The organism is Halomonas sp. (assembly GCF_029263665.1).
Classification (GTDB): Bacteria; Pseudomonadota; Gammaproteobacteria; order Pseudomonadales; family Halomonadaceae; genus Halomonas.
Window position 1 is genome coordinate 62,965 of the sequence record NZ_JAJUFQ010000009.1, and the last position, 23,323, is coordinate 86,287.

At 57.6% G+C, this 23,323-nt stretch carries 19 protein-coding genes; 10 read left to right on the forward strand and 9 right to left on the reverse strand.

Annotated elements, in window-relative coordinates; genetic code table 11:
- Window positions 1-44: 44 nt before the first annotated feature.
- Complete coding sequence (gene msrA / locus Q1K07_RS11230; protein ID WP_300310820.1) at window positions 45-698, forward strand: peptide-methionine (S)-S-oxide reductase MsrA; 654 nt, start codon at window positions 45-47, stop codon at window positions 696-698.
- A gap of 2 nt (window positions 699-700) precedes the next feature.
- On the opposite strand, the gene Q1K07_RS11235 is transcribed toward msrA, so the two are convergent.
- Window positions 701-1,903: an MFS transporter gene (locus Q1K07_RS11235; RefSeq protein ID WP_300310822.1), complete on the reverse strand. Its 1,203-nt coding sequence runs from the start codon at window positions 1,901-1,903 to the stop codon at window positions 701-703.
- 89 nt (window positions 1,904-1,992) lie between these two features.
- On the opposite strand from Q1K07_RS11235, the gene Q1K07_RS11240 reads away from it, so the two are divergent.
- Complete coding sequence (locus tag Q1K07_RS11240; RefSeq protein WP_300310824.1) at window positions 1,993-2,880, forward strand: LysR substrate-binding domain-containing protein; 888 nt, start codon at window positions 1,993-1,995, stop codon at window positions 2,878-2,880.
- Window positions 2,881-3,103: 223 nt separating this feature from the next.
- Here Q1K07_RS11240 and Q1K07_RS11245 read toward each other — a convergent pair whose 3' ends face one another.
- Together Q1K07_RS11245 and Q1K07_RS11250 are read right to left on the reverse strand one after the other, a co-directional pair.
- On the reverse strand, window positions 3,104-3,712 hold the full coding sequence (locus Q1K07_RS11245; protein WP_300310826.1) for an NlpC/P60 family protein: 609 nt from the start codon (window positions 3,710-3,712) through the stop codon (window positions 3,104-3,106).
- A gap of 258 nt (window positions 3,713-3,970) precedes the next feature.
- Complete coding sequence (locus Q1K07_RS11250; RefSeq protein ID WP_300310829.1) at window positions 3,971-6,427, reverse strand: DUF1266 domain-containing protein; 2,457 nt, start codon at window positions 6,425-6,427, stop codon at window positions 3,971-3,973.
- Between the two features lie 286 nt (window positions 6,428-6,713).
- Here Q1K07_RS11250 and Q1K07_RS11255 point away from each other — a divergent pair, with 286 nt between their 5' ends.
- Together Q1K07_RS11255 and gabT are read left to right on the forward strand one after the other, a co-directional pair.
- Window positions 6,714-8,159, forward strand: a complete 1,446-nt coding sequence (locus Q1K07_RS11255) for an NAD-dependent succinate-semialdehyde dehydrogenase (RefSeq protein ID WP_300310830.1) — start codon at window positions 6,714-6,716, stop codon at window positions 8,157-8,159.
- Window positions 8,160-8,184: 25 nt separating this feature from the next.
- Complete coding sequence (gene gabT / locus Q1K07_RS11260; protein WP_300310831.1) at window positions 8,185-9,477, forward strand: 4-aminobutyrate--2-oxoglutarate transaminase; 1,293 nt, start codon at window positions 8,185-8,187, stop codon at window positions 9,475-9,477.
- 115 nt (window positions 9,478-9,592) lie between these two features.
- On the opposite strand, the gene Q1K07_RS11265 is transcribed toward gabT, so the two are convergent.
- Window positions 9,593-10,144 (reverse strand): DUF924 family protein, encoded by a 552-nt coding sequence (locus Q1K07_RS11265; protein ID WP_300310832.1) that lies wholly within the window; start codon window positions 10,142-10,144, stop codon window positions 9,593-9,595.
- A gap of 419 nt (window positions 10,145-10,563) precedes the next feature.
- On the opposite strand from Q1K07_RS11265, the gene Q1K07_RS11270 reads away from it, so the two are divergent.
- The 6 genes from Q1K07_RS11270 to Q1K07_RS11295 all read left to right on the forward strand — a co-directional run bounded on the left by Q1K07_RS11270 (window position 10,564) and on the right by Q1K07_RS11295 (window position 17,575).
- A complete protein-coding gene (locus Q1K07_RS11270) occupies window positions 10,564-12,156 on the forward strand; it encodes a solute:sodium symporter family transporter (RefSeq protein WP_300310834.1) in 1,593 nt (530 codons plus the stop codon).
- Window positions 12,157-12,336: 180 nt separating this feature from the next.
- Complete coding sequence (locus Q1K07_RS11275) at window positions 12,337-13,341, forward strand: GlxA family transcriptional regulator (RefSeq protein ID WP_300310836.1); 1,005 nt, start codon at window positions 12,337-12,339, stop codon at window positions 13,339-13,341.
- 111 nt (window positions 13,342-13,452) lie between these two features.
- Window positions 13,453-14,622, forward strand: a complete 1,170-nt coding sequence (locus Q1K07_RS11280) for an MFS transporter (RefSeq protein WP_300310948.1) — start codon at window positions 13,453-13,455, stop codon at window positions 14,620-14,622.
- Window positions 14,623-14,706: 84 nt separating this feature from the next.
- Window positions 14,707-16,098, forward strand: coding sequence for a YcjX family protein (locus Q1K07_RS11285; RefSeq protein ID WP_300310839.1), 1,392 nt, complete (start codon window positions 14,707-14,709; stop codon window positions 16,096-16,098).
- Complete coding sequence (locus Q1K07_RS11290) at window positions 16,095-17,153, forward strand: YcjF family protein (protein ID WP_300310842.1); 1,059 nt, start codon at window positions 16,095-16,097, stop codon at window positions 17,151-17,153. Before Q1K07_RS11285 ends, Q1K07_RS11290 begins: the two co-directional genes overlap by 4 nt.
- A 116-nt stretch (window positions 17,154-17,269) precedes the next feature.
- Entirely contained in the window at window positions 17,270-17,575 is a 306-nt protein-coding gene (locus Q1K07_RS11295; protein WP_300310844.1) for a hypothetical protein, read from the forward strand.
- Between the two features lie 51 nt (window positions 17,576-17,626).
- On the opposite strand, the gene Q1K07_RS11300 is transcribed toward Q1K07_RS11295, so the two are convergent.
- From Q1K07_RS11300 to Q1K07_RS11320, 5 genes are all read right to left on the reverse strand, one after another.
- Window positions 17,627-18,739 carry an ABC transporter ATP-binding protein gene (locus tag Q1K07_RS11300; protein ID WP_300310847.1) on the reverse strand — a complete coding sequence of 371 codons (1,113 nt, stop codon included), beginning with the start codon at window positions 18,737-18,739 and terminating at the stop codon, window positions 17,627-17,629.
- Between the two features lie 38 nt (window positions 18,740-18,777).
- Complete coding sequence (locus Q1K07_RS11305; RefSeq protein ID WP_300310951.1) at window positions 18,778-19,662, reverse strand: carbohydrate ABC transporter permease; 885 nt, start codon at window positions 19,660-19,662, stop codon at window positions 18,778-18,780.
- Between the two features lie 4 nt (window positions 19,663-19,666).
- Window positions 19,667-20,596 (reverse strand): carbohydrate ABC transporter permease, encoded by a 930-nt coding sequence (locus tag Q1K07_RS11310; RefSeq protein ID WP_300310849.1) that lies wholly within the window; start codon window positions 20,594-20,596, stop codon window positions 19,667-19,669.
- Between the two features lie 101 nt (window positions 20,597-20,697).
- On the reverse strand, window positions 20,698-21,948 hold the full coding sequence (locus tag Q1K07_RS11315) for an ABC transporter substrate-binding protein (RefSeq protein WP_300310953.1): 1,251 nt from the start codon (window positions 21,946-21,948) through the stop codon (window positions 20,698-20,700).
- Between the two features lie 132 nt (window positions 21,949-22,080).
- A complete protein-coding gene (locus tag Q1K07_RS11320) occupies window positions 22,081-23,283 on the reverse strand; it encodes an AGE family epimerase/isomerase (protein ID WP_300310851.1) in 1,203 nt (400 codons plus the stop codon).
- Window positions 23,284-23,323: the final 40 nt, after the last annotated feature.

Sequence of the window (23,323 nt, forward strand, 5' to 3'; positions counted from 1 at the left end):
GACGGCTTCATCCAATCCTCTATCGGGGCATACGGAGAAATACCATGCAATCTTTTCAATTTGCTGGCGTGCAGTGCTCTCTTTTATCCTCAGCCGCTATGATGGCTGGTCTGGCTCTGGCGCTGACGGGTACTCCGGCAGAGGCCGAAACAGAGAAGGCCATCTTTGCTGGCGGCTGTTTCTGGTGCGTGGAGGAAGCTTTCGACAAGATCGATGGCGTGCAGGAAACCATCTCCGGCTATAGCGGTGGACATACCAAGAATCCAACCTACGAGCAGGTCGGTAGGGAAGGAACAGGTCATGCCGAGGCCGTAGAAGTGACATTCGACAATGACAAGGTGAGTTACAAGGATCTGCTGTATGTGTTCTGGCGCAACATTGACCCCTTCGTAGCCAATCGCCAGTTCTGTGATGAGGGAGAGTCATATCGCAGCGCGCTATTTCCTCTCAATGACCAACAGCAGGAGTTGGCGGAAGCCAGCAAGGCTGACATCGCCCAGCGCTTTGACCAGCCAATCGTCACCGAGATCACTTCTGCCGGCCCTTTCTACCCCGCCGAGGATTATCACCAGAACTATCACAACACGAACCCGATACGTTACACCTTCTACAAGAACGCCTGTGGTCGCCCAGAACGGCTGAAACAGATCTGGGGAGATGAAGCCATGCCACACGAAGTGCCTCATGCAGCCTCATGAATTCAGTGGGCCAATGCCTTCTGTTCTCGGCCAGCCTCTCTGCGCCCTAGCCACAGGGCCAGGAAAAAGGTCATGGCAAGCACCAACCAGGAAGCACCAACGATGCCTGGCCAGTGCGCCCACTGCCAGAACGGCTCAAACCACACGGGGCCGAGACTGGCGCCAAGATAATAGAAAGTCAGGTACAGGGCCGAGGCGCTGCCGCGCGCTTCGGTCGCACAGCGCCCCACCCAGCCAGAAGCCGTCGCATGGCAAAGGAAAAATCCAAAGGCTCCCACTGTCAGCCCGAGAACGATCAGGCCAAGAACAGGTATTAATGTCATGGCACTGCCACAAGCCAGGATCGCAATACCTAGTGCCATGGAATATGGCGCTGTCAGCCGAGTCACCACCTTTGCAGACAGGCTCGAACCCAGAGTCCCGCCCAGATAGGTCAGAAACAACAGACCAAGCCAGCTAGGTCCCAGCCCGAAAGGTTCCTCGGCAAGGCGGAAGGTCATGTAACTGTACTGATTGATGAAAATCAGGAAATTCAATCCACCGATCAGATAGGCCGTCAACAGCAAGGGATTGCGTAAATGGCCCAATAGCTGCCCAATGGCCCGGGATGGCCGAAAGGGTTGCGGCTTGAAGTCCGTCGATGCTGGCAGCAGGCGCCAGAACAATGCCACGCCGACCAGAGAAAGAATGCCGATGGAGAGAAACCCAACCTCAGCTCCTTGCCATTCACCAATGGCACCGCCAATCACTCGTCCCCCAATGCCACCGAGCGTGTTGGCTGCGATGTACAATCCCACTGCAGGTACCATAGCAGCAGGTTCGAACTCATCCCCCATCCATGCGATCGCAACCGCCGGCAACCCTCCCAGGGCAATGCCCTGCAAGGCACGTAACAACAACAGGCTAGTGATATTTGGAGCCAATGCCACCAACAGCGTGGCACAGGCAGCTGCCAGCAGAGAAAAGCGCATGATGGCCTGACGGCCAAAGGCATCGGACACCGGGCCATAAATCAGCAGCGACAAGGCCATGGTCAGGGTCGCCAGCGACATGACCAGGCCAATGGTCAACGTGGTGACATCATGGCTATGACGTAGTTCGGGCAATAGTGGTTGAGGAGCATACAGGTTGATGAATACCAGCATGGAACCCAGGCAAAGTGCCAGGGTTGCCCGCCACCAGGCGGCACTCTTGGCTTGAATCATGGCAATCTCTCATTGGCGGTTTCCCATGATCCATGTTTCACTTCCATCACACCAACGAAAGAAAAAGATGATTACCATCTAATTTCCTTATGGCCTTATCCTTCGACCTGCGCTCTCTGGCCGTCTTCGTGGCGGTGGTGGATCATGGAGGCTTCAGTGCGGCTGCCCGAGCCCGCCATGTGGCACAGTCTGCCGTCAGTCAGACCATTGCCAATCTGGAACGTCGCCTGGATACGCCCCTGTTTTACCGCCAGGACCGTCGTATTGACCTGACTCCGGAGGGAGAAGTACTGCTCCAGCATGCCCGACGCCTGCTGGAGCATGCTGAAGCTGCGGAACTGGCCGTGAGTGAGCTCAAGGGGCTGGTGAAGGGCGAGGTGCGTATCGGTATCCCATCAATGCTCGGTTCCTACTACCTGCCTCCATTATTGATGGGATTCAAGTCCAGCTATCCTGGTATTCGTCTTACCGTGATAGAGGCAGGGGCTCGCCGTCTGCAACGCTTGATCAGCGAGCGAGAACTGGACCTAGGCATTATTGTCGATGATCACACCAGCACCCCCATGGAAAGATATCCATTGTTGCGCGAGGAAATGGTGGTCTGCGTGCAAAGGGAACACCCATTTGCTGAAAGGGAGAGTATTCGCCCCGAGGACTTCTTTAATGAACCTCTCGTGCTCTTTCAGGAGGGTTATTTTCACCGTGAGTTCGTCGACACAATGGCGCGGCGTCTGGATGTCACCCCGGACATTGCTTTCCAGTCCAACCTGATTCCCTTGACCAAAGCCATCGTCCGTCAGGGCTTCGGGATCACGACTTTCCTGCGCCGAGTCGTCGATGAACCAGAGCTGACAGCGGTTCCCTTCTCCCCCTCTACCTGGCTGACTTTGTCCTTGGCCTGGCGACCCAGTGGCTACCTTTCGCGAGCAGAGCGTGCCTTCATCGATTACACCATTGGCCAACGCGATGCTCTGTAGCCTGCAAGGAATAGCCCAAATAGCAGGGTGGAAAATACGTGATCCTATGCAGTGCAATGCAAAAATCAAGTGCCGAAATACAAAAACCGGCTTCTAAAGAAGCCGGTTTTTTCGAATATCGAGCCTTGAACCACGTTGCTCTACTCATTTTATAGCATCATTACCGCATAGCGACTCTTGATACAACAGCGTGAGCGATCGACTTGCCTGCATTCCCCTATAATCAACTACCGAAACCATAACCGGAGGACAGCTGCAAAGATGCCAGATCAGTAGATTGGAGCGGCCTGCGCGCCTGCCAATAGTAACGAGACCAATAGCTGTTGCTGAGCTTGGAAATCATCACGCCACGAGAAGAGGAGGCATGCAGGAAACGTCCATCACCGACATAGATGCCAACATGCCGATTACCCGGCGGGCGGAAGAATACCAAGTCGCCCGGAGATAGCTCTGCACGGGCAATAGGTACACCGGTATGAATCTGACTGCCGGTCGTACGCGGCAAATCCACCTGGAAAGCTTCATTGAAAATATTCTGCACCAGTGCAGAACAATCAATGCCACTGAAGGAAGTGCCCCCGAGACGATAGGGTGTTCCGGCCCATTTTTCATGTTCTTCCATCAGAGTTGAGCGAACAAGCTCATCACCCACGGCTGCAAGGGATTCTCCAGCAGGAGACATCGATGGTGGTGTCTGAGATGCCATTCCTGGCAAATCCTGGGAGTAATAATCCTGGCTGGCAACATCCTTCTGGCTACTGGAAGCACATCCGGCCAACAGACCGAGTAAGACCAGAGCCGCAGCGGCGCGACACGACAGTGCGACACTCATTAGAATCGAACCTCATTCCCTGAACCCGTGGGAGTCATGAAAGACTTCCTGCTCGGTGTCCTGAGAGTCGCTCTGGAAGTGGCGCTTCAAACCAGAAATTCGTGCCACTGCCATAGCGCCCCATGACTCACTATGGTTAATGCCATTCCCCTAAAGTGGGGAAGCCTTAATTGTTGTTAGGCGATACTAGCCAATATCTCCAATCTTGGCGATAGGAAAAATCAATTTTTTCCCCTTTTTATCCGTAATGTGCGCAAATCAGTGCAAAGTCCTGCCATCACCGGGCAGGGTATCAATGTGCAACGGTGCCCAATGACGTGGTCGCGCACCAGGAAAGTCCAGGCTTGCCCAGCTACCGGCCAAAGGCGGAGCAGCGCTTAACCAGGCAGTAATGGCTTGGCGGAAACTGGCCAGAAAGGCTTCTCTATCCGGGGTCTCCCCCATGAAAAAGGAGAAGCCGGCATACAGGCCCTGGGCATAATCCTGCCACCCGGAATAGTGTTCGGAAGCCAATGCATAGGCTCTTTCCAGCACGGAGAGGAAGTCGGATCTGGCCAGCCATCCGAGCTGACGCCCTGCAATCGCCAGATCTACCGCTTGAGCTAGATCCCAGGCGCACATATCAACATCATTACAGCTCTCGGCATTGTCGCGAACCCGAATCAGCCGGGAAAGATGGTTACGCTCTTCTTCATTGCAATCGCCGGACTCAAGCGTCGCAATTTCGGAGCTCAGTCGCGCAGGATTGAGAGTATAAGGTGCATAGTTGATCTGATATTCCTGACGATCTCCCACATCGAGCAAGAAGCGCACGAAATCGATCAACTCGGTTGAACTGTGCAAACCATAATGGCTGTCAATCCAGTCGCGGATGGAAGCGCCTTCGCGATCACTCTCCTGTTGTGGCAGGTTCCAGACTGGCGTATTCAGCGGTCCTACCAGTGCCAGAGCCGTGAAGTGGCTCAACGACGGGCGCTCCCCCGGTTCATTCCAGGTATCACTGGCCCAGTCAAGCCAATGGAACAGGCTACCCGGGTCCTCCAGATGCCAACGAATCTCTACCGTCAAAGTCGGTTGTTCTGGCTCGGGTAGCAGGCTATCCCAAGTGGCCCAGGCTTCAAGAAGCTGCTTGGGCGAACTGTAGAAACGACACAGGACATCTCGCAGAGATGATGCCATTTCGATCAGTTCTCGTTCGCTGAATTGCTGGCTATCCATTGCCATCTGCAGATAGAAAGCATACTTCTCGGCCATGTGGATGGTCGCCGAATGGCGTGTCGCCTTGCTCAGGGAATCTCGATTGATCAAGTCCGCAGAAGCCGGGTCGCCAAATGGTGTGCGAGATGGCGGCAAAGCCCGATGTGCAGCATCAGCGGCCAACTGGTTGAGATGATGAGCCTGCGCCGGCAACCAATAGCGCATCAATGCTTTTGCTCCCTCATCCGCATATAGTTCCAGACTCTCAATGAGGTACTGACGTGCTTCCTCGACTCGGGACTCAGACAGAACAGGTTCTGCCCCTTGCCGTGTCGATAGCTCCGGATCACGCACTGAAGCCAGCGCCAACACCCAGTGACGCGGAGAGCTACGCCACTGACGTATGGAATGGCGTGCAGCCTCCACCACGTCGGCATTGAGCAGTTCTCCAAGGCTTCCACGCCAGGGGCTTGCTGGCGACGACATCAACAGGCGCCAGTCCATGCTCAGTTGCGGCAGGCGATCCTGCCCCTCGAACAGGCTACGGCCACGCTGATAGGCTCGGGCAAGAGCACTCCAGTCGCTGTAACGTCGAACCACCAGATCCCCCGCATGCGTGGCCAGCATGGTTCCTTCCTGCTGGGTCAACCAGCCACTACAGCAACCTGCCCATGCCAGATCGACAGCCCTCAGCCAGTCCCAAGCAGCCCATTCCAGAGGCTCACCTTTCGCGACGTATTGACTGAGCAGACGGCCATAGGCCACTACTTGAGGCTCCAGGCTTTCCAGCCATGTCTGGCACTCTTCCTGGCTTAGCATCATCAAGCGTGCCGCATCGATATCCCAGCCCTGCCGGTCTCCTTGGCTCGTCAACCACAGGATGGCCCGTATCAAGTCATCACGTCCGTGAATCTGCCAGACCTCGGACAGCCAGCGCTCACTACCAACCCAATCCAGCTCACAGGCAGGCGTTACCATGACCGGCGAGAATGCTGCACGTAATCGCCAGACCTGATCCTCTGCTTGCTGGGGCCAAAGCCGAGCCTTGCCTTTCTTTTCCAGGCAAGCCTCCAACAAGGCCCAGGTCACGCCATCGCCCTCAGCCTCCAATGTGGATAATGCCAGGCAAGCTTCGGGCAGGCCGTCATCACCTCGCATCCAATCTTCCGCCCCACGACAGGTGCGAACCGCTTCCAGCCATGCATCCAAGTCGGCATAGCGACTATGAATACTACGACAGGTATCCAGCCCCCACTGACACGCCTGTTCATGAGAAAGCCAGCCTGCGGCACCGGCCAATGCCGCCAGTTCCAGACTGGCCAGCAACCAGGAAGCCGGTACTTCAACAGCCCCTCTGAGCTCAAGCAATCGCCAGCCCAACTCGCCACGGTCGGCGATCTCGAGTGCCGCCAACCGTTCGCGTGCCGCCTCCTCGGGCAGCATCATGGGATCGGGCATGAAAGCCCAGTTGCACATCACCAACTGCTGGGCCCACCAGGCGTTCAAGGGGTCTACCAAGGCTCACCTCATCAAAGGGACTGTTGCTTCATCTAGCCTGCGCAAGCGAATCATCACCGGATGGCGCGAGAGCTTCGGGAATTCGGCGCAACAGTGTACCGGAAAGCAAGCGTCAGTCCGATGCTTGACCACTTTCTAGAGATAAAAAATTGTGCGGCATGAAAAGGCGCGATGAATAAAAACATCACTGTCAAAAAAATTTGGAACACCCTCTTGGCTCGATGTTTCAAATAATGCACACTCGTCAAACATTGACACACCCCCTACATTGTTCGTGGAGCGTCCCATGTCCAGTTATCAGGATCTGATCTTCGACAAGGCATATATCGGTGGCCAGTGGCGCGACTCTGAGCGCCATTTCGCCGTGACCAACCCTGCCACCGGTGAAGTGCTGGCCCAGGTGGCAGATCTCGGTGCCGATGACGTTCGCGAGGCCGTCTCAGCTGCCGAGTCCGCCTGGCACGGCTGGAAGCGCAAGACAGCCAAGGAGCGCTCCGCACTACTGCGCGCCTGGCATGACAGCATCATGGCACACCAGGAAGTCCTGGCTGAACTGATGACCCGCGAACAGGGCAAGCCTCTAGCCGAAGCACGAGGCGAAGTTGCCTATGGCGCGTCATTTGTCGAGTACTATGCCGAAGAAGCCAAGCGCATCGCCGGTGACACCTTGCCTGGCCATGGTCCCGACAAGCGCATCCTGGTGTTTCGCGAGCCAATCGGTGTTGTAGCAGCCATCACGCCATGGAACTTCCCTCTGGCGATGATCACGCGCAAGTGCGCGCCTGCCATGGCTGCCGGTTGCAGCGTGGTGATCAAGCCCGCAGAGGCCACTCCTCTGACAGCCTTGGCACTGGCCAAGCTGGCTGAAGATGTCGGCATTCCTTCCGGTGTACTCAATGTCGTGACAGCCAGTTCACCACGTGAAGTGGGGCCTGTGCTGACAGGAGACACCCGCGTACGAAAGGTGTCCTTCACAGGCTCCACCGCCGTGGGCAAGATCCTGCTTTCACAATGTGCTGCTACGGTAAAGAAAGCCTCCATGGAGCTGGGGGGCAACGCTCCCTTCATTGTCTTCGACGATGCTGACCTGGATGCTGCAGTGGAAGGCGCTGTCGCGTCCAAGTACCGCAATTCTGGCCAGACTTGCGTATGCACCAACCGTCTACTGGTTCAGGACGGTGTCTACGATGCCTTCGTCGAGAAGCTGGCAAAACGTGTGGCTGAGCTGAAGGTTGGTAATGGACTGGATGATGGTGTGCTTCAAGGCCCGCTGATCAACGCTGCCGCCGTAGACAAGGTGCAGTCTCATATCAGCGATGCACTTGGCAAGGGGGCTTCCCTGGTGTGTGGCGGCAAGCCCCATCAATTGGGTGGCACCTTCTTCGAACCTACTGTCCTGCGCGATGTCACCACAGACATGCAGGTAGCAAGGGAAGAAACCTTTGGCCCCCTGGCTCCGGTGTTCCGTTTCACCACGGATGAAGAAGCCATCGCCATGGCCAACGACACGGAATTCGGCCTGGCAGCCTACTTCTACGCCAGAGACTACCGTCGTATCTGGCATACCATGGAAAACCTTGAGTACGGCATGGTGGCCATCAACGAGGGCATCCTGTCCACAGAGCTGGCTCCTTTCGGGGGCATCAAGGAATCCGGGCTGGGCCGAGAAGGTTCTCGCTATGGATTGGATGAATACACTGAGTTGAAGTACGCCTGTCTTGGCGGCCTCTAATCATTCCTCATCTGGAGACTTCGTCATGAATAATGCACAACTGAATGAGCTGAAAGAACGCTACGTTGCCAAAGGCGCTGCCAGTCCTGCTACCGCTTTTGCAGACCGTGCCGAAAACGCTCTGATCTGGGATGCCGATGGAAACCGTCTGATCGACTTCGCCGGCGGCATTGGCGTGCTCAACATCGGCCACCGCCATCCCAAGGTCGTGCAGGCCGTCAAGGATCAGCTTGACCATGTCATGCACACCTGTCAGACCGTCATGCCATATGCTGGCTATGTCCAGGTGGCCGAAAAGCTCGCAGGCATTACCCCCGTGCGCGGCAATGCCAAGGTCATGCTGGTCAACTCCGGCGCCGAGGCACTGGAAAATGCCGTCAAGATTGCCCGCGCCGCCACTGGCCGCAATAACGTTATCTGCTTCGATGGCGGTTACCATGGACGGACGTTCATGACCATGGCCATGAACGGCAAGGTAGCGCCCTATGCCAGCGACTTCGGCACCATGCCGGGTTGTGTATTCCGCGCGGGCTACCCAGTACCCGAGCACGGCATCAGCGAAGAAGAATCCATTCGTCGCCTGAAGATGGTGCTCAAGACCGATGCCAATCCAAAGGACACGGCAGCCATCGTACTGGAACCGGTACTTGGTGAAGGAGGCTTCTATGCAGCCCCGGCCAGTTTCCTCAAGAAGATTCGCGAGATCTGCGATGAGCACGGCATCCTGATGATCATCGACGAAGTTCAGAGTGGCTTTGGACGGACAGGCAAGATGTTCGCCATTGAACACAGCGGCGTTCAGCCAGACCTGATGACCATGGCCAAGAGCATGGCGGCAGGCATGCCCATCTCCGCCGTGGTGGGGACGGCCGAGCACATGGATGCTTCATGTGTCGGCTCCCTGGGTGGCACCTACTCTGGCAGCCCTGTTTCCTGTGCTGCGACCCTTGCCGTGCTGGAAGTGTTCGAGGAAGACAATATCCTCGACAAGAGCCAGGCTCTGGGCGACAAGCTGGCCAAACGCTTCCAGCAATGGGAGCAACGCTTCGATGCTGTCGTCCATCCGCGCAACCTCGGCGCCATGGCGGCCTTCGAACTCGCTGACGGCAATGGCGAGCCCTCTCCCGCTCTGGCGGCAGAACTGTGCAAGCGAGCCCGTGAGAAGGGATTGATCCTGCTGTCCTGTGGCATGTTCGGCAATACCATTCGTTTCCTGATGCCTGTCACTATCGAAGATGACATCCTTGAAGAAGGCCTGAGCATCATCGAACAAGGTCTGGAAGCTTTGGTAGGCAGCAAGGCAGCTGCTACCGCCTGACACTGACACAACCAGCAGCATCACACTGACGACACCACCGGCCTTTGGCCGGTGGTGTCTTTTCAAGGAGCATGCTGACCCGCTATTTAACGTGTCACCAGCAAGAACGGCCAGGTTAAAAAGAAGAACCTGGCTGCGAAAGGAAAGCCAGCTCTTCCGCCGTCGAGGCACGCCCTAGCACTTCATTGCGATGAGGGTAGCGACCGAAGCGTGCAAGAATCTCCCGATGAAGATGTTCATAACGCAGGTTATCTTCTAACCCGGGCTGGTCGAACAGCCGCAAGGCTTCATCATGCACAACCAGAGACTCACTGTGCATGTAAGGCATATAAAGGAACGACCGCCCATGGACATCCAGCTTGCGATCAGCCTGTTGAGCCACTGCCTCCTGGGCCAGAACCAGTGCCTGGCCATCACAGGCAAAGGCCTGCGCCGAGCCCCGATGAATATTGCGTGAAAACTGGTCGAGCACGATGATTTCCGCCAACCGCCCACGTGCGGAGCGGCGCCACTGCCACAGCTCCCCTGCCGCTGCCGCTTCCAGGGTCATGCCAAAGTCCTGCTGAATACGTCGGTCGAGGTCATCATCCTTGGCAAACCACTGCTTCGGTGTCAGCACCTGAAACCAGAATCCCACCACCTCTTCAGCCGCCTTCACATCGGGCATGATCGTCTCCATTAATAGGGTGCCTGGGGGCAAGAAATCTCATCACAGCTTTCCCGTCACCAGGAATGCCGGCTGCGAATGCATTCTAGCCGCAAATGGGCAACAATACGCCCGTCTACGGCTATACGACAAAAGGCGTATAGCCGTAGTTTTCATAACGCCTAAACTCGCATGCTGTTCGTTTTATAACGTGTCTTAGCTGCTTTCTTAATCCTTTAAGATAAGCACCCAATGCGCAATGAACGTAAGTTTCCGAGCAGAACACTCCCAGATTTCACTACGAACCGAATGCCAAATGCGAAGTTTTTTGAGCCAGACGACTCAGTTACTGCCTAGGCTTATCAGCGATGTCCGGTTCAGCTTCGGCAGCCGAATTGGTTAGCGAACCTACTCCGCATTTTGACCGCAAGGAAGACAACATGCCCTTACTCACTTTCGCGTCATTCCTGTTCTTTACAGGATTGGTCGCCTTCATTACCTGGCGCATCACGCGCAAAGACGACCATTCCAGCAGCAACGGATTCTTCCTTGCTGGACGTAGCCTGACATTCCCGTTGATCGCAGGCTCACTACTGATGACCAACCTGTCCACCGAGCAGATGGTAGGCCTCAATGGTTCTGCCTTCACTGATGGCTTGAGTGTCATGGCATGGGAGGTGGTTGCCGTCATCGCGCTGGTCGCCCTGGGGCTGTTCTTCCTGCCGCGTTTCCTCAAGAGCGGCATCACTACCGTTCCTCAACTGCTGGAAATCCGCTTTGACCGCGGCACCCAACTGATCTGTAACATCATCTTCCTGATTGCCTACGCGGTAATTCTGCTACCAATCATTCTGTATTCCGGTGCCGTTGGTCTTCAGGGCATGCTCGACCTGCATTCCCTGACCGGTATTCAGTCTGATACCACCCTGCTGTGGTTAACGGTATGGATTGTCGGCATCATCGGCTCCATCTATGCCCTATTTGGTGGCCTGCGCACCGTTGCCGTATCCGACACCTTGAATGGCATCGGCCTGCTTGTCGGCGGCTTCGTCATCGTCTACTTCGGCCTGCAGGCCGTCAGCGACGATGGAGGCATCATGGCAGGCTGGGAACTTCTCAAGCAGAGCAACCCGGACAAGTTCAATTCCATGGGTACTGCTGAGCAGCAGGTTCCCTTCCTGACACTGTTCACCGGGGTCTTCCTGATCAACCTCTTCTACTGGACCACCAACCAACAGATCATCCAGCGTACCTTCGCCGCCAAGAACCTGGCTGAAGGCCAGAAAGGTGTGTTGCTGACAGGCCTGTTCAAACTGCTTGGCCCGCTCTACCTGGTACTCCCCGGGATCATTGCCTACCACCTCTATGCGGACCAAGGCGTTCGCGCCGACGAAGCCTACGGCCACCTGGTGTTCAACGTATTGCCTGCACCGCTCACGGGGTTCTTCGCAGCGGTCATGGTGGGTGCCATCCTGTCTTCCTTCAACTCAGCGCTTAACTCCACGACCACACTGTTCAGCCTGGGGTTGTACAAGGCAGTGCTGAAGAAGGATGCCTCTGACGAACAGGTGGTCAAAGCAAGCAAGGTATTCGGCTGGATCATGGCTATTGCCGCCATGACCATCGCTCCTCTGCTGGCCGGTCAGGAAAGCCTGTTCAGCTATCTGCAAAAGATGAATGCCATCTATTTCATCCCCATCCTGGCGGTGGTCATCGTCGGCCTGCTGACGCGGCGTGTTCCGGCCATGGCCGCCAAGATCGCCCTGGTCGGGGGGTGTCTGTTTATCTTTGCCGGCTACTTCATTCCGCCGTTCAACAAGCTACCGACCATCATGCATGAATTCCACTTCGTGGCCCTGGTCTTCGTTCTGCTGGTGGCAATGATGCTGTGGATCGGCAAGATTCGCCCCCGTGCCGAAGCCTGGGTGCATGAAGACGCTGGTGCCGTGGACCTGACGCCTTGGAAAGGCGCCATTCCCGCCGGTATCGTGCTGGTTGTCCTGGTCATTGCCATGTACATCTCTTTCGCCTGACATCGTCGCCAACCACGATTGACACCACAGCGCCCCGCTCACCGAGCGGGGCGCTGTGGTGTTGGCGTCGCACTTGAGTCCCTGCCACGCCCCGAATGTCCTTATTGGTGGGATATTGGTCATTGATGACATCCTCGTCATCCTCCAGACTCCAGAAACCCCGACATGCTGGAGTTTGCCATGCCTCCCTCTCCCTTACGCCGTGTTGCGATCGTTGCCTATCCCGATTGCCAGGTACTCGATGTCAGCGGCCCTTGGCAGGTATTTGCCAGTGCCAACCAGATGGCGAACCGTCTACTTTACGACCTGAGCCTGGTGGCCCGGGCCGCCGGCATGATAAAGACCAACGGCGGGCTGACACTATGCGCCGACCTGGATTGGCAGGGACTGGAAGCTCAAGGAGCCCCCGACACTCTGCTGGTAGCCGGCGGCAGTGGTGTCTTTTACCAGTGCCGCCAGCGTTTTCATGTCGATGGGCTGCGCAGGATGGCTCCTCACGTCAGGCGCCTGGGAGCCATTTGCTCAGGCGCCTTTCTGCTGGCCGAAGCAGGACTGCTGAATGGTCGCAAGGCCACCACGCACTGGCGCCATTGCACCGACCTGGCACGACATTACCCTGATATAGAGGTCCTGCCTGATGCCCTTTATGTAGAAGACAGAGGGTGCTTTACCAGCGCGGGAGTCACCGCGGGCATCGATCTCGCCTTGTCTCTGGTGGAAACCGACCATGGTACCGAACTGGCCAGCCGAGTTGCCCGAGAACTGGTCATGTTCCTGCATCGCCCAGGCGGACAATCCCAGTTCAGTGAAGTACTGCTGCATCAACAGCGCGCCGGCCCTCGGCTCAGGCCTCTGATAGAGGAGCTGCATGCTGCGCCTGGCAATGACCATGATATCCATTCCATGGCCGAGCGACTGGCGATCACGCCCCGCCATCTGTCGCGTCTTTTCCGGCGCCAGCTTGATACGTCACCGGGCGAGTATCTGACCCAATTGCGCCTGGAAGCCGCACGCAGCGACCTGCTAGGCGGAGAACCCTCCCTGGAACGCCTGGCATCGAGATGGCGGCTGGGCGGAGCCGAGCAGCTTCGCCGCCTGTTCCAGCGCCATTACGGCGTCTCGCCGTCTGTCTATCGCGCGCGCTTTGCAGCCCACCCACCACACACCGACTCTAGCGCTCTCTAAAAATGCTCTTTACCCAGCACACCACCCCTGTCCCACATAACCGACTTGCACTATCTTGCTGCTATTCCACTGGAGCTGCTCATGCCCTCATCCGCTAGTGAATCCCGTTCCTTGCCACTCAGTGTGGTCTTGCTGTCTCTATGCCAGGCACTACTGGTCAGCGGCAATATCCTGTTGATTGCTGTATCGCCCTTGATTGGAGACAAACTGGCGCCATCACCCTGGCTGGCAACCCTGCCCATCGCCAGTCAATGGCTGGGGCTGATGGGAGCCACCATTCCCGCGTCTCTCATCATGGGACGACTCGGTCGTCGGCAGGGCTTCACTCTGGGTAACGTGATTGGCCTGGGCGGCGCTCTCGCCGCAGCATGGGCCCTGATGGCAGGGAACTTCTGGGGCTTCACCTCCGCCACCTTCGCCATCGGTATCGGCATCGGATTCGGGCAACTCTATCGCTTCGCCGCCACTGAAGCCGCACCGGTGGCGGCCAGGGATCGTGCCATTGGCCTGGTCATGGGCGGTGGAGTACTGGCAGCGTTCTTCGGTCCCTGGCTGGCCCGTCATAGCCAGGACCTGGCCACAACGCCCTTTCTCGGCAGTTTCATCGGACTCGCTGTTCTCTATACCGTGGCTCTGGTGATTCTGCGCTTCACCTCGCTGCCCGCATCACATGCTCAGCATCAACAAGGGACTGCTCGACCACTGGGCACGCTATTGCGCCAACCACGCTTCGTACTGGCTGTCATTTCTGCCATGATTGGCTACGGTGTCATGACGCTGTCGATGACCGCGGCGCCCTTGGCCATGTCTCACTCAGGCCATCCTTTCAACCACGTCGCCACCACAATCCAGTGGCATGTACTGGCCATGTTCGTGCCTTCCTTCTTCACCGGCCGGTTGACCGAACGCTTCGGTCGTGAATGCATGATCATCATCGGATGTCTCTTGCTGGTTGCCAGCGCTCTGGCGGCGTTTTCTACGCTGGACAGCATTCGTTTCACAGCAGCCATGATATTGCTCGGATTGGGCTGGAACTTCACCTTCCTGCCCGCCACGGCCCTGTTGACGGAATGCCATCGTCCCGAGGAGAAAGCACGAGTACAGGCAGCCAACGAATTCCTGGTGTTTTCCACCGTCGCTTTCGCCTCATTGGCCGCTGGCCCCAGCGCGGTACTGCTAGGATGGTCCGGTCTCAACCTACTGCTGCTGCCCCTGGCATCGATTCCCCTTGTCGTCATTCTGCTGCAGCGTCTGATACCTCAGCGCCATCAGTTGCAATAGACAGGAGCTCAGTACTCGGCTTCACTTGTGTTTGCTCGCGGCAGGCCCCAGATTATGGGCTGATATTCTTGCATGGAGCCCTGAATGGCCCAGGACCTGACCCGTGATCTGATGGATTTGATCGAGCGCGGCCGTGACCGTCAGCTACGCCTGGCGGTCACGGGGCTTTCCCGTGCTGGCAAGACGGCCTTTCTCACTTCATTGGTGGATCAACTTCGCCACTCTGGCCTGGAAGCCCGTCTCGACCTGCTTTCTGCCGCCCGTGAAGGGCGCCTGCTCGGTGCTCAACGCGTCGCTCAGCAGGATCTTGGTGTGCCGCGTTTCCCGTTTGATCAGGCTCGCGCCACACTGGAAGAGACGCCTCCGCGCTGGCCAGAGCCGACTCGTGGCATCAGTGAATTGCGCCTCAAGATTCGTTATCGTCCAGCGCGCCAGGCCTGGCTGCGCCCGGAAACCACAGAGTTGACTTTGGATCTGTTCGACTACCCTGGCGAATGGCTGCTGGATCTCCCCTTGCTTGAGCACGACTATCTGAGCTGGAGCCAGGCTCAATTCGCAGAAGCCGGCCCTGCTCGCCAAAGCATGCTGGCCAGCTTTTACGCCGAGGTGGAGGATCTCACGCCCGACGCTGAAGTCGACGAGGCTCGCCTGGCCGCCATCAGCGAGCATTATGCTGAAGGGCTCAGGGCTGCGCGCGAAGCTGGCTTTTCCGACCTCCAGCCTGGACGCTTCCTGTTGCCAGGAGAACTCCAGGGCGCTCCTGTACTACAGTTTTTCCCCCTCCCCGGGCTCGCCGAGCAGGATGCGGAAACCCTGGACAGGCTCCCCGACGCCAGCGTCTATGCTCAACTGGCCAAACGTTTCGCCTATTACCAGAGCCATATCGTACGCCCCTTCTACCGGGAGCATTTTCGTCGCTTCGACCGCCAGATCGTCTTGGTGGATGTCCTTGGAGCACTCAACGCTGGCCCTGAACGCTTCGAAGACCTTTCCCGGGCCCTGACGCGACTGATGCAGAGTTTCAACTACGGTCAACGCAGTCTGTTCTCGCGCCTGTTCACACCGCGTATCGACCGCCTGGCCATCGCTGCCACCAAGGCTGACCATGTCACACCCGAACAGCACCAGCACCTGGTTGCTCTGCTTGAAGCCTTGCTGGCAGAGCCATTGAAGAACCTGAAATACGCCAACATCCCGGTCAAGGCGCTTTCTCTGGCATCTATCCGGGCAACCGAAGCGCGAGAAGTCTCCCATCAAGGACGCAATACGCCAGCCCTGAAAGGTACGACACTGGATGGCGAGCCCCTGCTGACCTTTCCCGGTGAAGTACCAGCGCGATTGCCTACAGCAGACTTCTGGACACGCCAGGGCTTCGACTTCATTGCCTTCCGCCCCCAGCAGACAGCACCCGGAGCCCTGCCTCACATTCGCATGGATGCCGCACTGGAGTGGCTGATCGGAGACAAACTCACATGACATCACCACAGGACGATCCGCGCCCGGGAATACGCTTCAGCGATGCCAAGCCCCGGTCACCCGAGGCTCCTCGTGTCGATCCGCAACCTGGACTGCGCTTCGATGCCGAGCAACCTAGCCGCCATCTGCCGGTCACCCCCGAGGCCGACAGTGTCTCAGCGAATGATCCAGCGCTGGAGCCTATCCTGCGTCCACGCAAGCGCCGCTGGGGACTGCTTGCCGTACTTGCTGGAACGATTGGCCTGGGTACGGCAGAGCTGATGACTGGGCTACCCGCCACGCTGGCTGGCGGCGACTGGCTCAATACTGGCTGGCAGATACTGGGATTGGGTGTCATTGGCCTGGGAACTGGCGCGCTCGGCCGGGAGCTGTTTCGTCTGCGCCGTCTCAAGCGCCACGACAACCTGCGCCAGGATCTCTCCGAGTTGCCCCAACTTCCCCCCAAAAACGCCAGTGCACTGGTCGAACGCCTGCGCCAGCAACTCTCTCTGAACGATGATCATCCTCACTGGCAGGCCTTCAACAATGCACGCGAGGCCCACCATGATGGTCGCGACCTTGCCGAGCTTGTCCAGCACCACCTGCTGGCTCCCCGTGACAGGGAAGCTCGACGGCTGATTTCCCGGATGAGCAGCGAAACGGCCGCCATGGTGGCAATCAGTCCTCTTACGCTGGTGGATATGGGACTAGTCGCCTGGCGCCACCTGGCCATGATCGATCGCATCTGCCGTATCTATGGCCTGGAACTTGGCTATGGTGCTCGTATTCGCTTATTACGCAGCGTGCTGTATCAAATGGCATTTGCCGGTGCCACGGAACTGGCCGCGGATGCCAGCATGCAGATGCTGACCCTGGACCTGGCCGGACGACTTTCCGCACGCGCTGCCCAGGGCCTGGGCGTCGGCCTGCTGGGCGCCCGCCTCGGACTGCGTACCCAGCAACTGGCTCGCCCTCTCGCCTTCAACCCGAATGAGCGCCCTCGCCTCACGGACCTGCGCAAGGAACTATGGCAACAGCTCAAGAGAATGGAGGCACCGAAGAAGGGACAGGACTGAAAGCACTGAATGGGAGTCTCGCACAGGAAAAGACATTCCCAAGACAAGGCAAAATTTCAACGCCGCATTGTCAAGTACAGGCATTTTGTAGATACCGCCAAGCAAGGAAGCAAAGAATGTCAGCGACTCTCTCCTGGGCCATTGGTACCGTTGCCTTTGGCCTCGTGATGCTTGCCCTGGCCATTTACCTGGGTACCCGAAGCGTCACTGGATCTCGCCCCCTGCGCCGTTCATCTGATAACAGTGCCCCCATTGTCGTCGATAATGGCACATCTTCGGTTTACGCCGTTGACGACAGTTTCAGCAACTGCAATACCGATACTTCCAACCGAATATCTTCAAGCAGCAGCTGCGATTCTGGAGGAAGCTTCAGTGGTGATTCTGGCGGTGGTGGTGGAGATGGCGGCGGCGGAGGTGACTAACCACTGACGACAAGCGCCGTCGTCAGCGCTTGCCGAAAAGGGCATCAGAACTTATGCCAGACGTACTTCGCGTTGCGGATCAAAAAGCACCGCGCGACGCATATCCACCTGCAGTTCCAGCCGTTCACCAGGGCGAGCGTGGCAGTCCGGCCCGACCCGGGCGGTCACCTCTCCCTCCCCCAGGGGGAGATTGATCAGCACATCGGCACCGGTTGGCTCCACGACCCCGATCACGGCTGCCATCGCTGTACCTGCCCCGGAATGTCCAACTGCTTCGCTGAAATGTTCCGGACGTAGACCCAGCAGCATCTTCTGCCCGACGCACGAAGCCAGTGCATCGGTGTCACGCTCGGCTGGCCATGGCAAGACCAGGTCTTCCTGTCCTGGCGTGCTGATGCGCAGAGCGTAGTTGCCTCTGCCACCTTCCAGGACAGCATCAACGAAGTTCATTGCCGGCGAGCCCATGAAACCGGCGACGAATACATTGACGGGGTTGTTGTAGATCTCGTCCGGCGTGCCAAGCTGCTGTACCTGTCCATCACGCATGACAGCGATACGATCCGCCAGTGTCATGGCCTCGATCTGGTCATGCGTCACATAGACGATGGTGGTGCCAAGACGCTGGTGCAGTTTCTTGATCTCGGTGCGCATCTCTACACGTAACTTGGCATCCAGGTTGGAAAGCGGTTCGTCGAACAGATAGATCTGCGGCTCTCGGGCCAAGGCTCGGCCCATGGCCACTCGCTGCCGCTGCCCTCCCGACAGCTGAGATGGCTTGCGATCCAGCAGATGCGATATCTGCAACAAGTCGGCAACCCGCTGCACCGCAGCTTCACGCTCGGCTTTGGGTATCTTGCGCATCTCGAGGCCGAAGGCAATATTTCCACGCACGGTCATGCTGGGATAGAGCGCGTAGGACTGGAATACCATGGCGATGTCTCTTTCTGCCGGCGTTCGCCAAGTGACATCCTCACCTCCGATACGAATCTCCCCGGAGGTGATCGGCTCCAGACCAGCAATGGCATTCATCAGGGTCGACTTGCCGCAGCCTGATGGCCCCACCAGAATCAGAAATTCTCCGGAAGCGATGGAAATATTGACGTCCTTGAGGACATGGGTCGAACCGAAGCTCTTGTGCAGCTGATGTATTTCCAGAGCGGACATGATGAATTCTCGTCACTGAATTGTCGTTGTAATGAACGTCAGCCCTTGACCGAACCAGCGGTAAGGCCCCGCACGAAGTACTTGCCGGCCAGTACATAGACCACCAGCGTTGGTAGTGCAGCAATCATCGCTGCCGCCATGTCGACGTTATATTCCTTGGCGCCGGTAGAGGTATTGACCAGGTTGTTGAGTGCTACCGTCACCGGTTGAGTGTCATGGCCCGAGAAAGCCACCCCGAACAGAAAGTCGTTCCAGATCTGGGTGAACTGCCAGATCACCGAGACCACGATGATCGGAGCCGACACCGGCAACAGAATGCGCCAGAAAATGCGGAAGAACCCTGCACCATCCAGCTTGGCCGCATTCACCAGTTCGTCGGGGATACCCACATAGAAGTTACGGAAGAACAAGGTGGTGAACGCGATGCCAAATACCACATGCACCAGCACCAGACCCGAGCGCGAGCTGGCCAACCCCAACCAACCCAACGTCTGGGCCATGGGCAGCAATACGACCTGAAAAGGGATGAAGCAGCCAAACAGCATCATCGCGAACACCAGGTTCGAGCCCTTGAAGCGCCACTTGGTCAGGGCATAGCCATTGAGCGCACCGACCAACGTCGAGATGATCACGGCAGGAATGACAATGGCAAAGGAGTTCCAGAAATAGCCCCCAACCCCTTCACAACGCATCCCCGTACAGGCCTCTCCCCAAGCCTTCGCCCAGGGTTCGACGGTCGGCGACCGGGGCAGCGCCAGCAGGTTGCCAGGAGTGATTTCGGCCAGCGGTTTGATGGAGGTCAGCAGCATGACCACCAGGGGCATCAGGTATGCCACTGCAGCAACGATCAGCACGGCATAAAGCAATCCACGCAGAGCCTTGGCTGCGGGTGTCTGGCGGCGAATCACCTGTCCCCGACTCATGGCATCAGACATCGCGCTTGCTCCTCAACTCGCTGTACAGGTACGGCACCAGAATCGCCAGCACACCACCCAACATCAACATGGCACTGGCAGACCCCAGGCCAATCTGCGCTCGGGTAAAGGCATGGGCGTACATGAACGTCGCGGGCAGATCCGAGGAATAACCGGGACCGCCACCGGTCAGCGCCACCACCAGGTCAAAGCTCTTGATGGCAATGTGCGACAGGATCATCACGGCACTGAACACCACCGGTCGTAGACAAGGCAGAATCACTCGCCGATAGATGCGCGGAAGACTGGCCCCATCGAGCTGGGCCGCCTTGATGATCTCGTCATCAATACCGCGCAACCCGGCCAGAAACAGTGCCATGACGAAGCCGGACGCTTGCCATACTGCCGCGATGACCAGGGTGTAGACCGCCATCTCCGGTTGTACCAGCCAGTCAAAGGTGAAGTTGTCGAATCCCCAACTGCGTACCATGGCCTGGATGCCCAGCCCGGGATTGAGCAGCCACTTCCACACCACCCCGGTGACAATGAAAGACAAGGCCATGGGATAGAGATAGAGCGTACGCAAGGTGCCTTCCTGGCGAATACGCTGATCAAGCAGGATGGCAAGCCCGGCTCCGATGACCAGGCAGATGGCAATGAACAGGCCGCCGAAGATGGCCAGATTGGAGGCGGCTACCCACCAACGCTCATTGGCCATCAGGCGGGCATACTGACCGAAACCGACAAAATGATAACTCGGTAACATGCGCGAGTTGGTCAGGGACAGGACAAACGTCCAGATCATGAAGCCATAGACGAAGAACAGGGATATGGCGACGGAGGGAGCCAACACCAGCCTGGGTAGCCAGGACTGCAGACTGGCAGAGGCGGAGTGGCCCCGGGCACCGGCATGAGCCGGAACCTGAGTTGTGTTGATGGGCATCGCAGAATTACCTCAACATGCCTCGGCAACCGCGGCCCTGGCCTGAGTTGCTCGACCAGGGTCGCGAATGAGGGAGTCGGTTTCCGATGGAGAACCGGGACCTAGAACGCCAGACTGGCAGCCTGCGCCAGACGCTCGGACGCCTGCTCGGCGGTCATCGACTCATCGTTGAAGTAGTTGGTAATGATATCGAAGAAGGCTCCCTGAACGTCGCTTTGCATCGCCATGCGATGAGCGACACTCGGTACCAGGGTGTCATTGGCCTGGGCCGCCTTGAAGTCCTCCATGGAGCGCTGGGCACAGCTGTCGAAATCGCTCATGTCGAGGTCTGGACGTGCCGGAATCGAGCCCTTGATCTTGTTGAAGGACGCCTGGAAGTCCGGTTCAAGAATCAGCCGTGCCAGTGTTTTCTGAGCCTCGGCGGAACGGTCATCTTCCAGCTGAAACATGGCGAAACTATCGATATTGAAGATGAAGTCGGCATCGGTACCAGGTACCGGCGCGCACACGTAGTCGCTGCCTGCCTCCATGCCTGCGGCGGAAAACTCGCCCTTGGCCCAGTCTCCCATGATCTGCATGGCCGCTTGACCGTCGATGACCATCTTGGTCGCCAGGTTCCAGTCTCGCCCGGGCATGCCTTCGTCCATCAGCTCGCGCAGACGCTTGAAGGTATCCAGCGCTTCGATCATGGTGTCGCTCTTCAGAGTATCCTCGTCCAGTTCCACAAAGGCGTCCCGATAGAAATCAGCGCCTCCCAGGCTCAGTACGACGGTCTCGAAAGTAGTGGTATCCTGCCACGGCTGACCGCCATGGGCCAAGGGAACGTAACCCGCCTCACGCAGCTTCTCGCCCGCGGCAAACAGCTCATCCCAGGTAGTAGGCACCTCCACTCCAGCATCCGCCAGCACTTCCGGATTGGCCCATAGCCAATTGACACGATGCACGTTGACCGGCACTGCCACATAGTGGCCGTCGTACTTCATCATGTTGGCCACAACGTCCGGCAGCAATTCGTCCCAGTCCCCCTCCTGCGCAACATCATCCAGATTGCCGAGCAGGCCAAGTTCTCCCCATTCCTGGATTTCTGGACCATTGATCTGGGCAGCGGACGGAGGATTACCGGACATGGCACGTGACTTGAGTACCGTCATGGCACTGTCACCGGCACCACCGGCAACGGCGAAGTCCTTCCAGGAATGCCCCTCCTGCTCCAGCAGATCGCGCAGTGTACCGACTGCCTCGGCCTCCCCTCCGGATGTCCACCAGTGCAGAACCTCTACCTCACCGGCCTCAACCGCCGTCGTTGTCAGGGCAGCGGCGGTGGCCACGGCCGCGCAGGTAAGACGCAGCATCGGGAAACGCAAGCGTGCGGGCATGATGTCACTCCTGTTTATTGTCTTGTTATGTAGCGGCACCCGAGGCACCGCCTGACAATACGCTAGCGCATCCCGTTTCCTTCTTGGGTTACGTAGTAATGGATAATCTTACGAGGCTGTAATATTTCGCCGCTTCAAGACTTCCATGACTTCCTGACAGGCCCCCATGGTGTGGTAATCCACCTTGCCAGCAGGACTCTTCTCATCGGAATAAGCCTGATTATCCGGGGTCAGGATGCGATACCAGGCGCCGTGACGATGATCGATCATATGAGTCCAGCTGAAATTCCACAGATGGCGATACCAACGCCAATACACGGCCTTGCCTGTCGCCTCGCCAAGACGAGCCGCAGCCGCAAGGCTCTCGGCCTGGACCCAGAAATACTTGTCGCCATCACAGACCTTTCCCTGCAGGTCCAGGCCATAGACCAGGCCGCCATGCGTGCTGTCCCAACCGGCCTCTACCGCCGAGACAAACAGGCGCTCGGCAGCGGGAATCAACCAGGCATCATCACGATGTCGCGCCAGAATGGCCAATAGCTTGGCCCACTCGGTCTGATGGCCAACCTGATAGCCCCAGGGGCGGAACAGATGCTTGGGGTCATCGCGGTTGTAATCGAGATCACGCCGCCATTGCCGATCGTAATGTTCCCAGATCCAGCCATTCGGGTTATCACGAGGATCACCAAGGTTGGCACGCACCAGGGCATTGGCAATCGCCATGGCCTGATCCAGAAAATGCACTTCGCCGGTGGCCTCATAAGCGGCAATCAACGCCTCGCAGCCATGCATGTTGGCGTTCTGCCCCCGGTAGTCCGAAAGCTGCCAATGGGCATCGGCTTCATCGGCGAAACGGTTCCACTGCGGCTCCCAGAAACGCCGCTGAAGCATGGCATGGACACGATCGATTTCCCGCCGGGCCTCTTCGACTCCCGCACGATATGCCTCGGCATAAGCCAGCAGCACAAACGCCAGGCCATAGCAGTGATGGGTACTGTCCTCGACAACGCCATCCTTCAGCGTCCAGGCATAGCCTTGCTGCTGAGACTGAAAGTGCTGGCTTTCGAGAAATTTCAGGCCATGGCGTACCCAACGCAGGTACTCGGCATTTCCTGTCTGGCGCGCAAAGCGTGCATAGGTGACAACGAAACGCGTACTGGAGACCAAGTGGCGATGGCCTTTTTCATAGATCTCGCCATCATCCCGGAAGTACTGATAGAAACCACCATGAGGATCAATGGCCCGAGGATGGTAGAAGGCCATCGTCTTGCGTACATGCTGATCGAGAAAAGCGGGATCGAAATAATTCATTACAGCATCCTCCTGTGATCACCACAGCCTACGTCAAGTC